At 61.0% G+C, this 13,295-nt stretch carries 11 protein-coding genes and 1 pseudogene; 6 read left to right on the top strand and 6 right to left on the bottom strand.

Going from position 1 to position 13,295, the window contains the following annotated elements; genetic code table 11:
- The first annotated feature begins 182 nt into the window (after positions 1 to 182).
- The gene (locus JFU47_RS14090; protein WP_201183621.1) at positions 183 to 1,460 is read left to right on the top strand and encodes an acetyl-CoA C-acetyltransferase; all 1,278 of its coding nucleotides are present in this window, start codon (positions 183 to 185) and stop codon (positions 1,458 to 1,460) included.
- On the opposite strand, the gene JFU47_RS14085 is transcribed toward JFU47_RS14090, so the two are convergent.
- A complete protein-coding gene (locus JFU47_RS14085) occupies positions 1,447 to 2,475 on the bottom strand; it encodes a bile acid:sodium symporter family protein (protein WP_242485120.1) in 1,029 nt (342 codons plus the stop codon). The genes JFU47_RS14090 and JFU47_RS14085 overlap by 14 nt on opposite strands.
- Positions 2,476 to 2,559: 84 nt before the next feature.
- Between JFU47_RS14085 and JFU47_RS14080 the strand changes: the two genes are divergently transcribed.
- On the top strand, positions 2,560 to 3,351 hold the full coding sequence (locus tag JFU47_RS14080; protein WP_201183617.1) for an AraC family transcriptional regulator: 792 nt from the start codon (positions 2,560 to 2,562) through the stop codon (positions 3,349 to 3,351).
- 57 nt (positions 3,352 to 3,408) lie between these two features.
- On the opposite strand, the gene JFU47_RS33610 is transcribed toward JFU47_RS14080, so the two are convergent.
- Both JFU47_RS33610 and JFU47_RS33605 read right to left on the bottom strand, forming a co-directional pair.
- Entirely contained in the window at positions 3,409 to 4,137 is a 729-nt protein-coding gene (locus JFU47_RS33610; protein WP_371917828.1) for a methyl-accepting chemotaxis protein, read from the bottom strand.
- A gap of 129 nt (positions 4,138 to 4,266) precedes the next feature.
- A pseudogene (locus tag JFU47_RS33605) lies at positions 4,267 to 5,355 on the bottom strand (cache domain-containing protein); the annotation flags it as partial.
- 459 nt (positions 5,356 to 5,814) lie between these two features.
- Here JFU47_RS33605 and JFU47_RS14070 point away from each other — a divergent pair.
- Positions 5,815 to 6,708, top strand: a complete 894-nt coding sequence (locus tag JFU47_RS14070; RefSeq protein WP_129438758.1) for a PA4780 family RIO1-like protein kinase — start codon at positions 5,815 to 5,817, stop codon at positions 6,706 to 6,708.
- Between the two features lie 317 nt (positions 6,709 to 7,025).
- Positions 7,026 to 8,246 (top strand): MFS transporter, encoded by a 1,221-nt coding sequence (locus tag JFU47_RS14065; RefSeq protein ID WP_201183615.1) that lies wholly within the window; start codon positions 7,026 to 7,028, stop codon positions 8,244 to 8,246.
- On the opposite strand, the gene cueR is transcribed toward JFU47_RS14065, so the two are convergent.
- The 3 genes from cueR to JFU47_RS14050 all read right to left on the bottom strand — a co-directional run bounded on the left by cueR (position 8,200) and on the right by JFU47_RS14050 (position 11,590).
- Complete coding sequence (gene cueR / locus JFU47_RS14060; RefSeq protein WP_201183613.1) at positions 8,200 to 8,613, bottom strand: Cu(I)-responsive transcriptional regulator; 414 nt, start codon at positions 8,611 to 8,613, stop codon at positions 8,200 to 8,202. The genes JFU47_RS14065 and cueR overlap by 47 nt on opposite strands.
- Complete coding sequence (locus tag JFU47_RS14055; protein ID WP_201183611.1) at positions 8,610 to 11,003, bottom strand: heavy metal translocating P-type ATPase; 2,394 nt, start codon at positions 11,001 to 11,003, stop codon at positions 8,610 to 8,612. Before JFU47_RS14055 ends, cueR begins: the two co-directional genes overlap by 4 nt.
- Positions 11,004 to 11,206: 203 nt before the next feature.
- Positions 11,207 to 11,590: a hypothetical protein gene (locus JFU47_RS14050; protein WP_123369238.1), complete on the bottom strand. Its 384-nt coding sequence runs from the start codon at positions 11,588 to 11,590 to the stop codon at positions 11,207 to 11,209.
- 147 nt (positions 11,591 to 11,737) lie between these two features.
- Between JFU47_RS14050 and JFU47_RS14045 the strand changes: the two genes are divergently transcribed.
- Both JFU47_RS14045 and JFU47_RS14040 read left to right on the top strand, forming a co-directional pair.
- Entirely contained in the window at positions 11,738 to 11,935 is a 198-nt protein-coding gene (locus tag JFU47_RS14045; RefSeq protein ID WP_201183609.1) for a heavy-metal-associated domain-containing protein, read from the top strand.
- A gap of 158 nt (positions 11,936 to 12,093) precedes the next feature.
- On the top strand, positions 12,094 to 13,290 hold the full coding sequence (locus JFU47_RS14040) for a multidrug effflux MFS transporter (RefSeq protein ID WP_140683245.1): 1,197 nt from the start codon (positions 12,094 to 12,096) through the stop codon (positions 13,288 to 13,290).
- Positions 13,291 to 13,295 lie beyond the last annotated feature (5 nt).

Genomic DNA, 13,295 nt, shown 5'->3' with positions numbered 1-13,295 from the left:
TTGATCATTGCAGAGTAGTTTGTACCCGGGCTTTCAGGGGAATGCATAACCTGTGGGAGCGAGCCTGCTCGCGAAGGCGGAGTATCAGCCGAAATAGATGTTGAATGTGCTGACCTCTTCGCGAGCAGGTCGCTCCCACAGGGATTGGGTTTAACTTTCAGATATTTCATCAGGAGCTTTTCATGACTCAACTGCGCCGCGTTGCGATTATTGGTGGTAACCGTATCCCCTTTGCCCGGTCCAACGGGCCGTACGCCACTGCCAGTAACCAGGCGATGCTCACCGCCGCGCTCGAAGGCCTGATCGAACGCTACAACCTGCACGGTTTGCGCATGGGCGAGGTGGCGGCGGGGGCGGTGGCCAAGCACGCCCGGGATATGAGCCTGACCCGCGAATGTGTGCTCGGCTCGCGGCTGTCGCCAACCACCCCGGCCTACGACATCCAGCAAGCCTGCGGCACTGGGCTGGAGGCGACGTTGTTGGTGGCGAACAAAATCGCCCTGGGTCAGATCGAATGTGGCATTGCCGGTGGCGTCGACACAGCCTCGGACGTGCCGATCGGTGTCAACGAAAGCCTGCGCAAGATCCTCCTGCAGGCCAACCGCGCCCGAACCACCGCCGACAAACTGAAAACCTTCCTGCAACTGCGTCCCCGCCATTTGATACCCGACTTTCCAAGCATCAGCGAGTCGCGCACCGGTCTGTCGATGGGCGAGTACTGCGAGTTGATGGCCCAGGCCTGGAACATTCCGCGCGACGAACAGGACCAACTGGCGTTGGACAGTCACCAGAAAATGGCCGCGTCCTACACCGAAGGCTGGCACAACGATTTGATGACACCGTTCCTCGGCCTGACCCGCGACAACAACCTGCGCCCGGATCTGACCCTGGAGAAACTCGCCTCACTGAAACCGGCCTTCGAGAAAAGCGCCAAGGGCACCCTGACGGCGGGCAACTCGACGCCGCTCACCGATGGCGCGTCGTTGGTGCTGCTGGGCAGTGAAGAATGGGCCAAGGAACGTGGTCTGCCGATCCTTGCCTATTTGCGCGATGGCGAGGTGGCGGCGGTGGATTTCGTCAGCGGTGCGGAAGGATTGCTGATGGCGCCCGTGTATGCGGTGCCGCGTTTGCTGGCGCGCAATGGCCTGACCTTGCAGGACTTCGATTACTACGAAATCCACGAAGCCTTCGCCGCGCAGGTGCTCTGCACGCTGAAGGCCTGGGAGGATCCGGAATATTGCAAAACCCGCCTCGGTCTCGATGCGCCACTGGGCTCCATCGACCGCAGCCGCCTCAACGTCAAAGGCAGTTCACTGGCGGCGGGGCATCCGTTTGCCGCGACCGGCGCCCGTATCGTCGCCAACCTGGCGAAATTGCTGGATGCGGCGGGCAAGGGTCGAGGCTTGATCTCGATCTGCGCCGCCGGTGGTCAGGGCATTACAGTAATTATTGAGCGCTGAGGACTGGGGCGTTTTGCTGTTGCGCCAGCTGCCGGTTGCGGTTGGCGTAACTCTCGGCCATGACCGAGCAGACGATCAGCTGCAACGGGTGGTAGATCATGATCGGCAGCAGGATCAGCCCAAGCCCCGGGTTGGCGCCGAAGATCAGCGCCGCCATTGGCGCGCCGGCGGCCAGGGATTTCTTGCTGGCGCAAAATACCGCGGCGATTTCATCGGCCGGGCTGAATTTCAATGCGCGAGCGGTGCGGGTGGTCATCCACAGGATGATCGCCAGCAGGATCGCACTGCCGATCAGTGCCGTGAGGATCACGCTGTTGCCCTGCTTTTGCCACATCCCCGAGACCATCGAATTGCAGAACGCCGCGTAGACCAGCAACAGAATCACCAGCTTGTCGGCAATATTGGTGTAGCGCTTGTGGCGGGCGAAGAATTTGCCCAGGAATGGCCGCAACATTTGGCCGAGTACCAGTGGCAACAGCAACATGGCGCAGAGGTCGAGCAGGGTTGAGCCCAGATCGATGCCGCCCGCGCCGCTGCCGACCACGAAACTCACCAGCAACGGCGTCAGGAAAATCCCCAGCACGCTGGAGAGGCTCGCGTTGAGAATCGCCGCCGGTACGTTGCCGCCCGCGCTGCCGGTCAGGGCCACAGACGAGGAGATGGTCGAGGGCAGGGCACAGAGGTACAGGAACCCCAGCATCAGTAGCGACGGAATGTGCGAACCCAACAGCTTGTCACTGAGCAGCCAGATCAGCGGAAACACCGCGAAGGTGAAACCCTGAACCATCACGTGCAGCTTCCAGTTTTTCAGACCGTGAGTGATCTGCTCGCTGGACAGGTTGACGCCGTGCAGGAAGAACACCAGGAACACACCGATGTTGATTACATATTCAGCATGCATTCCGCCGCCGGTGGCACCAAAGGTCGGGAAGAAATACGCCAGCAGCGTGGCGATCAACATGCCGCACAAGAACCAGTCGGTGACCACGCGTTTGAGGTGTTTGAAGGCATGCATAACAGGCACCGAATACATTTGTAAGAATTGGTGACTTAGCCTAACGTCGGCTCCATCCGCCGTCTTGCGACATAAGGCCAATCAATGCCGACTAACGGACAACTTTCCCTCGAGCGGACGATTCCGACGCTGACGGCGCTGCCGCGTCCGCTGTATGCCCGTGCGGAAAGTCTCAACGCCGGTTCATGGACGCCGCCGCATCGGCACGATTGGGTGCAGTTTTCCTACGCGATCAGCGGCGTTCTCGGCGTGCACACCGCCGAAGGCAGTTTCTTTGCGCCGCCGCAGTGGGGAATCTGGATTCCGGCGGATCTCGAACACCAAGTGGTGACTTCGATGCGCGCCGAGATGCGCAGCCTCTATGTGCGCCGCGAGGATTGTGAATGGGCGGACGGGCGCTGCCGAGTGCTGGAAGTGACGCCGTTGGCCCGGGAGCTGATCAAGAGTTTTTGTTTGCTGCCGGTTGAATATCCACAGGGCGACAGTCAGGAGGCGCGGCTGGTGAGTGTGCTGCTGGATCAGTTGGCGCATCTGCCGGAAGTTAGCTTCTCGCTGCCGTTGCCGCGCCATGAACGGTTGCTGGGGTTGTGCAACGAGCTGATCGAAAGCCCTGAGCGCAATGTGACCTTGCAGGCGTGGGCCGAGCGGTTGGGGACGTCGGAGAAGACCTTGATGCGGTTGTTCCAGCGGGAAACCGGGTTGAGCTTTCGGGGGTGGCGCCAGCGGATGCGATTGCTGTCGTCGCTGAGTTTGCTGGAGGAGGGTGACAGCGTGACCAATGCCGCGCTGTCTTGTGGGTATGACTCGACGTCGGCGTTTATTGCGGCGTTCAAAAGCCTGTTCGGGTTTACCCCCGGTGAACTGTTCAAGCAGTGACGGCCTCATCGCGAGCCTGCTCGCGATTGGCCGCGCAGCGGCCATCAGGATTCTGGATCAGGTCCTGAAGCGGCGAACCAAACCATCCAGTTCATTCGACAACCCCGCCAGGCTCTGCGAATCCAGCCGCGCCGAGTTCGCCAGTTCCGCCACCAACTGCGCATCACCATGAATCTGGCTGATGTGCCGATTGATGTCTTCAGCCACCTGATGCTGTTCTTCCGCCGCGGTAGCGATCTGGGTGTTCATGTCGCGGATCACGTCCACCGACTCGCGAATCAGCCCGAAGCTGCTGCGTGCTTCACCGATCCGTGTCACCGATTGCTGGGACACTTCCAGGCTCGCATGCATTTGCTGAGTCACCTGGCTCGTACGTTTGGCGAGGTTGCCCAGCAAACCGTCGATTTCCGCCGTGGAATCGGCAGTCCGCTTGGCCAGCGCCCGAACTTCATCGGCCACCACCGCAAACCCACGACCCTGTTCACCGGCCCGCGCCGCTTCAATGGCCGCGTTCAGCGCCAGCAGGTTGGTCTGTTCGGCAATCGAGCGAATGGTCCCGAGGATTGACTGAATGTCGTTGCTGTCGCGCTCAAGCTGTTGCATCGACTGGGCCGACTGTTCGATTTCCTGGCTCAAGCGATCAACGCTGGTCACGGCCGCATCAATCTGCTGCTGACCTTCACGCGCCTGACGCTGGCCGCTGTCGGCCGATTCCGCTGCCTGGCTGCAAGAGCGCGCGACTTCGTTGGCGGTGGCGACCATTTCGTGGAACGCCGTGGAAACCATGTCCACCGCTTCGCGCTGACGCCCGGCGGCTTCGGCCATGTCGCTGGAGACCTGGGTCGAACTCTTGGAGGTGGCGAGGATCTTGGTCGCAGCGCCGCCAATGCTCTGGATCAGGTTGCGAATCGCCGCCAAAAACTGGTTGAACCAGTTGGCCAGTTGCGCGGTTTCGTCGCTGCCACGGATTTGCAGGTTCTTGGTCAGGTCGCCTTCGCCTTGGGCGATGCCTTCCAGACCGCTGGCCACGCTGCGGATCGGTCGCACGATGAGGCTGGCGAAACTGGCGCCAACGATGGCGAAGAACACGGCCAGCACGGCGGCGATGATCGCGATCAGCCAGGTCAACTGGGTGGCCGAACTCATCACGTCGGTCTGCTTGATCAGGCCGATAAAGGTCCAGCCCAGCTGCTCCGACGGCCAGACGTTGGCCATGTAGCGTTCGCCGTTCAGTTCGACTTCCACCAGCCCTTTGCCGGCCTTGGCCAGTTGCGCGTAGCCGTCGCCGAGGCTGCTCAATGCCTTGAAGTTATGTTCCGGTTGCTTCGGATCGACCAGCACAGTGCCGGTGTTTTCCAGCAGCATCAGGTAGCCGGTTTCACCGAGCTTGATCTGTTTGACGATTTCGGTGAGCTGTTTAAGCGTCACGTCGATGCTGACCACGCCGCCATTGGTGCCCAACTTGTTGTCGATGGTGCGCACGGTACTGACGTACGTCGCATCATCCTGGGCCCAGTAATAGGCCTCAGTGCGCAACGGTTTGCCCGGTTTGGCCTGGGCAGCCTTGTACCAGGGGCGCTGGCGCGGGTCGTAATTGCTCAGCTTGGCATCGTCCGGCCAGGACACATAACCGCCCGCCGCGGTGCCGAGGATGGCATAGGCGTAGGACGGATGACTGTTACCCAGGTCCTGAAGGAGGCCGAAGACCTTCTTGTCCATCTCGCCTTGAGGAATGCTCTCGGCGTTGGCGCTCATGTAGGTCTTGAGGCTGTCGTCGGAATTCTTGATCAGCGGTTGGGTCGCCAGGTAATCCACGTTCTGGCTGATGCCGTCAAAGAACAGTTGCATGGCGTTGCTGACCTGTCGAATCTCGCGGCCACTACCGTCGACGAAACTGTCCTTGGCATCACTGCGCAAGTTCAGCACAACCAGGGTAGCGACCAGCACCACCGGCAAGCAGGCGATGATTGCAAACGCCCAGGTCAACTTCTGTTTGATGTTCATCCGCGCTCCAGATTTTTCTTGTAGGCCCACGCAGTGCAGATGACTCGCGGATTATTGGCAGCCGTAAACGTTTTTGATCGACCCGGTTCCGTGAGTGCGCCATCGTTGTTGTAGTTGAAACGATTGTCGGACAAATCACTTTGTCTCTGATGACTTCGGCTGGCCGAGGCGGAAATTGAGGCCTTTTAAGAAAAATCCTACGAAGGGTATGAATCGAGATGTCAGCTTCTGTCGCAAATACCCGCTTAGCCCTTCAGCAACAAGTGACGCAGGGTCAGCTATGATCTGTGGCGGCCGATGACGACCGGCGGTTGTTGACCGATTAATCCGGCACATTGTGTGCTTGTTGACGGTCACTGAAACGTTCATAGGTCGGCAACCCCTCCCCCGAATGAGTGGATTGCCGTATAACGAATGACTTTCGCGTGTTTGGTAATAAAGGACCCCCAATAAAAGCTGATGAAGACTCCAAAACGCATTGAACCCCTGATCGAGGACGGTCTGGTCGACGAGGTGCTGCGCCCACTCATGAGTGGTAAAGAAGCAGCTGTTTATGTGGTGCGCTGCGGCAACGAGTTACGTTGCGCGAAGGTCTACAAGGAGGCGAATAAACGCAGTTTCCGTCAGGCGGCCGAGTATCAGGAAGGCCGCAAGGTGCGCAACAGCCGTCAGGCTCGAGCGATGGCCAAGGGCTCCAAGTTCGGCAAGAAAGAAACCGAAGACGCCTGGCAGAATGCCGAAGTGGCGGCATTGTTCCGTCTGGCCGGTGCTGGCGTCCGGGTTCCTCAGCCATACGACTTCCTTGAAGGCGTGCTGCTGATGGAACTGGTGGCCGATGAGTACGGTGATGCCGCGCCGCGTCTGAACGACGTGGTGCTGGAACCGGATCAGGCGCGCGAGTATCACGCGTTCCTGATTTCGCAGATCGTGCTGATGTTGTGTACCGGTCTGGTGCACGGTGACCTGTCGGAGTTCAACGTACTGCTGACCCCGACCGGCCCGGTGATCATCGACCTGCCGCAAGCGGTCGACGCGGCGGGCAACAACCACGCGTTCAGCATGCTGGAGCGGGATGTGGGCAACATGGCGTCCTACTTCGGGCGGTTTGCGCCGGAGTTGAAAAAGACCAAGTACGCCAAGGAAATGTGGGCCCTGTTCGAAGCCGGCACCTTGCACCCGGCCAGCATCTTGACCGGCGAGTTCGATGAGCCGGAAGAGTTGGCCGACGTTGGCGGGATCATGCGCGAGATCGAGGCGGCACGCCTTGATGAAGAGCGTAAACAAGCGGTGCGCGCGGCAGATGATGCGCCACCGGGCAAAACCGAAGAGCCGCCTCCGCCTTGGATGCAGTGATTGGTTAAAAAAAACCCGGCTTCGGCCGGGTTTTTTGTGTTTGCTGGACTTTGGTGGTGTGTCATGTGGATCGACCCCTCACCCCAGCCCTCCCGAAACGTCGGACCGCCCCAGAGGGGAGAGGGGGAAAGGGAGCAGATCTTCATGTTTTTCAAAGCCTGAGTTCGACTCGGAACCTCAGGTCGATGTAGCTCCAAGAGCACCTCGGTCAGTCCCCTCTACCCTCTGGGGAGAGGGTTAGGGTGAGGGGTGGCTTCCAGATCCACACAAAATCACGTCTACTGCCCACCGGCCGAACCCACACTCAAGGATTGAATGTGAACACCGCATCCCCCCGCAACGCCCAACTGATCATCACCGCCCGTCTTGTCTCGGACTTTGGCGCCTTCCTCAACATGGTCGCCCTGGCCACCTACGTCTACCTGCTCAGCAACAGCGCCATGAACGTCGGGGTCTTTCTCGCCAGCCGCGTGGCGGGTGGGATCTTCGCCAGCCTCATCGGCACGACGTTTTATCGTCGCTGGGCCGGGCGCCTGCCGCTGATTGCCTTTGATCTGTTACGCGCGGGGCTGCTGGGCCTGTTGCTGGTGCTGCCAGTCACCCAGCAGATGTTGTTGTTACCGGCGATCGCTTTCGGTCTGGGATTCGGCAATTCGATGTTCGCGATCGGCCTCAACAGTCAGTTACCGCACTTGATCGAAAGCGAACATCTGCTCAAGACCAACGCCTGGATCACCTCGGCGTCGTCGGCAGCCATGGTCGGCGGAAGTCTGGTGTCAGGGCTATTGGTGGCAGCATTCGGCTTTGAAACGGTGTTTGCATTGAATGTGGTCACTTATCTGCTGGCCGCGTTGTTCATCTTGCCGCTGCGTTTTTCACACCCTGCGCCCAGTGACGAACCCACTCACGAACGTGGTGAAGGGGCGGCCCTGCTGCAGGGGCTGCGCAGTACACCGGTGGTGGCGGCGATGCTCGCCGTGGCGATGGCTGACACCCTTGGCAGCGCCGCGCACAACGTGGGTTTTCCGATCATTTCCAGACTGCTGACGCCCGAGTCGGCCAGCACCACGCTTGGCCTGATGCTGGCCGTCTGGGCCAGCGGCAAACTGATCGGCGCGCGCATCGCCAGCCGGCTGAAAGGCTCGGACAACGTGAACCTGGAGCGGCGATTCTTCTTTGGTGTGTTGTTGATGTCCTGCGGCTTCATCCTGATGTTTCAGCAGCAAACGCTCTACGGTTTGCTGTTGTTCTCGTTGCCGGCTGGCCTCGGCGACGGTTTCTCGGAAGTCGGCCTGATGTCGCGGCTGCAACGTGAACCGGACAGCCTGCGCCTGCCGATTTTCAGCTTCCTGACACTGCTGCAAATGACCGGGTTCGGCGTCGGCATGCTGATCGCCGCGCCGTTCTATTCGTGGTGGACGCCGGGTGCCGTGGTGCTGTTGTTCCACGGGATTCCCCTCACCACTTTGTTGGTGGTGAAGGGGCTGGCAATCAGGGGCGAACGGGTTGTGCGCAACAGCCCGACTCCAGGTTCTTGAGGATCGGGCAGTCGGGACGGTGATCACCGTGGCAGTGTTCGACCAGGTCCTGCAGGGTGTCGCGCAGCTGGCCGAGTTCGCGGATTTTCTGGTTCAGTTCGTCGATGTGCTGACGGGCCAGGGCCTTCACGTCGGCGCTGGCTCTTTGGCGGTCCTGCCAGAGGGTCAGCAGCTTGCCGACCTCTTCCAGTGAGAACCCCAGGTCCCGGGAACGCTTGATGAATGCCAGGGTGTGCAGGTCGTCGGCGCCGTAAATCCGGTAACCGCTGTCGGTACGATGGGCGGCCTTGAGCAAACCGATGGATTCGTAATAACGGATCATCTTCGCGCTCAGGCCGCTTTGGCGGGCCGCTTGACCGATGTTCATCGGTTGTCCTCCAGATCCTTGGGTTTCCAGGTTTTCAACAGCAACGCATTGCTCACCACACTGACGCTCGACAACGCCATGGCCGCACCGGCCAGCACCGGGTTGAGGAAGCCGAACGCTGCCAGCGGAATACCAATCAAGTTGTAGACGAAGGCCCAGAACAGGTTCTGACGAATCTTCGCGTAGGTCTTGCGGCTGATCTCCAGCGCTGCCGGCACCAGCCGTGGGTCGCCGCGCATCAAGGTGATCCCGGCCGCGTGCATCGCAACGTCGGTGCCACCGCCCATGGCGATGCCGATGTCGGCGGCGGCCAAGGCAGGGGCGTCGTTGATGCCGTCGCCGACCATCGCTACCACGCCGGTTTTTTTCAGTTCGGCGACGGTGGCGGCTTTATCGGCCGGCAGTACTTCGGCGTGGACATCCTTGATGCCCAGCGCCTCGGCAACCACTTTGGCACTGCCGCGATTGTCGCCGGTCAGCAGGTGGCTGCTGATGTTGCGTGCACTGAGTTGTTGCACGGCTTGCAGCGCGCCGGGTTTGAGGGTGTCGCCGAAAGCGAAGAGGCCCAATACTCGCGGCTCGGGGCTTTGCTCGATCAGCCAGGACAGGGTCCGGCCTTCGGTCTCCCACGCGGTGGCGGAGGCCGCCCATTCACCTGCGCTCAAGCCGTTCTCTTCCAGGAGACGACGATTGCCCAACGCCAATCGACGACCTCCGAGAGAGCCCGCGATGCCACGGCCGGTCAGGGACTGGCTGTCGGTAACATCGGCCACGGTCAAACCGCGCTCGGCGCAAGCGTCCAGCACCGCTTTGGCCAGTGGGTGTTCGCTGCCGCGTTGCAGGGCGCCGGCCATTTGCAGCAGGGCTGCTTCGTCACTATTGATGGCGCTCAAATGGGCGATGCGCGGAGTCCCCGACGTCAGCGTGCCAGTCTTGTCGAATACCACCGCACTGACTTCATGGGCACGCTCCAAAGCCTCGGCGTCCTTGATCAGAATCCCGTGGCGCGCCGCCACGCCGGTGCCGGCCATGATCGCCGTTGGTGTGGCCAACCCGAGTGCACAAGGGCAGGCGATCACCAATACCGCCACGGCATTGATCAGCGCCGTTTCTATCGGAGCGCCGTACAACCACCACCCGATCAAGGTCGCCAACGCAATCAGCAGCACCGTTGGCACGAACACCTGGCTGACTTTATCCACCAACTTCTGGATCGGTGCCTTCGCCGCTTGAGCATCTTCGACCAGGCGGATGATGCGGGCGAGCACGGTTTCCGCGCCCAAGGCCAGGGTGCGAACGAGCAATCGGCCTTCGCCGTTGATTGCGCCACCGGTGACCTTGTCGCCGGGTTGTTTGGGCACCGGCAGGCTTTCGCCGCTGATCAGCGCTTCGTCGGCGTGGCTCTGGCCTTCGACCACTTCACCGTCCACCGGGAAGCGTTCACCGGGTTTGACCATGACCAGATCATTGAGGCGTAACGCACTGATGGCGACATCCTGTTCGCGGCCGTCGATCACCTGAATCGCCCGCTCCGGACGCAAGGCTTCGAGGGCGCGAATGGCACTGGCGGTCTGGCGTTTGGCGCGGCTTTCCAGGTATTTGCCCAGCAGCACCAGGGCGATCACCACCGCCGAGGCCTCAAAATACAGGTGCGGCATGCGCCCGGCAGCGGTGGCCCATTCATAGAGACTCAAGCCATAACCGGCGCTGGTGCCCAACGCGACCAGCAAATCCATGTTGCCGGCACCGGCGCGCACGGCTTTCCAGGCCGCGACATAAAACCGCGCACCGAAGATGAATTGCACCGGCGTGGCCAACGCAAATTGCACCCAGGCCGGGAGCATCCAGTGCACGCCGAACGGTTGCAGCAGCATCGGTAGCACCAATGGCAAGGCGAGGATGATCGCCATGATCAAGGCCCAACGCTCGCGGTGCAGGCGCTGTTGTTGATTGTCGGTCTGCGGGTGTTCTACCTCCCAGACGCTGGCGCTATAGCCGGCCTTGGTCACAGCCGCGATCAGGGTTTGCGGATCGATCTGGCCGAGCAACTCAAGGTGGGCGCGTTCGTTGGCCAGATTGACGCTGACGCTTTTGACCCCCGGCACCTTGGCCAGCGCTCGTTCGACCCGGCCGACGCAGGAGGCGCAGGTCATGCCGTCGATGCTCAATTCCAGGGTCTGCTGCGGCACGCTGTAACCCGCCTGCTGCACCGCCTCCATCAAGGCCGGCAGGCTGTCGCTGGGCGCTTGAACACGGGCCTGTTCGGTGGCCAGGTTGACGCTGACGGCAGAGGCGCCGATGACTTTGCTCAAGGCACGCTCGACACGCCCGGCGCAACTGGCGCAGGTCATGCCGGCAATCGGCAGATCGAAAGTGGTGGATTCGGACATCGGTCACGCTCCCTGTAGAAGATACCTACAGGATCAACCTTGCCATGCGGGCAAGGTCAAGCGCCATGTCTCAGATCAAAAGACCGGCACCTGATCGTTCCCACGCTCTGCGTGGGAATGCCTCACCGGACGCTCCGCGTCCGCTTTTGCTGGGACGCGGAGCGTCCCGGGCTGCATTCCCACGCAGAGCGTGGGAACGATCATCAATAGTCCAGGGCCGTGGGTTTCAGGTACATCCCTTCCTGCGTCATCGCAATCCGGAATTTGAGCACGTCACCGGCCTTGAGCGTGATGTTCTGCGAGCCTGGGGCGAGCATGCCCGGGTTGCAACCCGGCGCCTGGCCCGGCAGCAGTTTCAGGCGCAAGGACACGTTGCCTGGCGGCAGGTTGAATGAGGTGCTTTGTTCCTGGAACAACCGCGCCGACAGCTGATCCTGGATATACACGCCAATCTCGCAGGAGGTCGCGACTTCCAGGCGCTCGCGGGAAATGATCAGCACGCCGTAGTCCTCCCCGGCAGCATTGACCGAGGGCACGGCGGCGAAAAGGCTGAGAAAGCCAAACAGGCTGAGAGCTGACCAGCGCATGGCTGAATCTCCTGATGTCGAGTCATTGATGGACGCAGCTTGGCCGAGCGCGACGTCGATTGCCAGCCCGGCAGTTCACGTCAGAACTTGACCTTGCCATGGTGGCAAGCTCGAGACTGCACACAACTTCACGAAAGGAGTCATCCCATGCAAGTGTTCAACGTTCAAGGCATGTCCTGCGGTCACTGCGTCAAAGCCATCACTGAGGCGCTGCAAGCCAAGGATCCTGCGGCCAGCGTGCGTGTCGATCTGGCTGCGAAAGAAGTCGGTGTCGAGAGTGCGCTGTCGGTGGACCAAGTGATAGCCGTGATTACCGATGAAGGCTACGAGGCGAAAATCGCCTGAGTCCAAACACAATTCCATGTGGGAGCGAGCCTGCTCGCTCCCACATGGAATTGCATTCATTCAGTGGTTTTTAATAGTTAGCGACCTAACGGAATGTTCAAGGCGCCCCTGCGCGGCTAGACTGTCGGCCTGCCGACTCATGCCCAACTGGATGCCTGATGAACTTCCGTACCATTCTGATTCTCGGCGCCTTGAGCGCTTTCGGTCCGCTGGCAATCGATTTCTATCTGCCGGCCTTCCCGACGATGGCGCTCGCCTTCGGCACCGATGAAAAACACGTTCAACTGACCCTGGCAGCGTATTTCCTTGGCTTGTCCATCGGTCAGTTGGCTTATGGCCCGGTAGCGGATCGTTTCGGGCGACGCATTCCCTTGCTGACTGGCGTTGGCTTGTTCACCGCGGCCTCCCTGGCCTGCGCTTTTGCGCCGAATCTGGAATGGTTGATCGGCGCGCGGTTCATCCAGGCGCTGGGTGGTTGCGCAGGGATGGTGATCTCCCGCGCGGTGGTCAGCGATAAATGCGATGCGGTGGGTTCGGCGAAGGTCTTTTCGCAGCTGATGCTGGTGATGGGACTGGCGCCGATTCTTGCGCCGATGCTGGGCGGGCTGTTGGTCAACACCACGGGCTGGCAGTCGATCTTTCTCGTGTTGACCGGTTTCAGTGCACTGGCGGGTTTGGCCGTGGCGCTTGGGCTGCCGGAAAGTCTGCCGGCCCATGTGCCGCGTCAACCGTTATCCGGCGCATTGCGTCAGTACGGTCGACTGTTGTCGGATCCGGTGTTCCTCGGCCACGCCTTGACCGGTGGCATCGCCATCGCCGGGATGTTTGCCTACATCGCCGGTTCACCGTTCGTCTTCATCAAGCTGTATGGCGTACCGGCCGAGCATTTCGGCTGGCTGTTCGGTACCAACGCGGCGGGTTTCATTCTGGTGGCTCAGCTCAACGCGCGATTGCTGGCCAAGCGCGGCCCGGCATTTCTGCTGGCGCGCACCGTGTGGATCTACGTCGGCGCGGGTCTGGCGCTACTGGCCGTCAGTTCGCTGCACACTGCGCAGCTATGGCCGTTGCTGATTCCGCTGTTTGTCTGCATCGCCAGCCTCGGTTGCATCCTCCCCAACGCCTCAGCCTGCGCCATGAACGGGCAGGGCGCGCGGGCCGGCAGTGCGTCGGCGATGCTCGGTTGCCTGCAATTCAGCGTTGCCGCCGGGGCCGCAGCATTGGTGGGTGTTTTACACGACGGCAGCGCCATGCCGATGGCCATGGTCATCAGCTTGTGCGGAATTATGGTGGTGAGCGTGGCGATGCTCACCCGGCGTTTGCAAAATGCCCGGGCGCTGGCGCAAGCCCAGGTCTGAGGGCG

Source organism: Pseudomonas sp. TH39(2020) (assembly GCF_016650715.1).
In the GTDB taxonomy this organism is placed as follows: Bacteria; Pseudomonadota; Gammaproteobacteria; order Pseudomonadales; family Pseudomonadaceae; genus Aquipseudomonas; species Aquipseudomonas mandelii_C.
The sequence above is the reverse complement of the archived record's forward strand: the minus strand, read 5'-3'. Positions and strand labels throughout refer to the sequence as shown.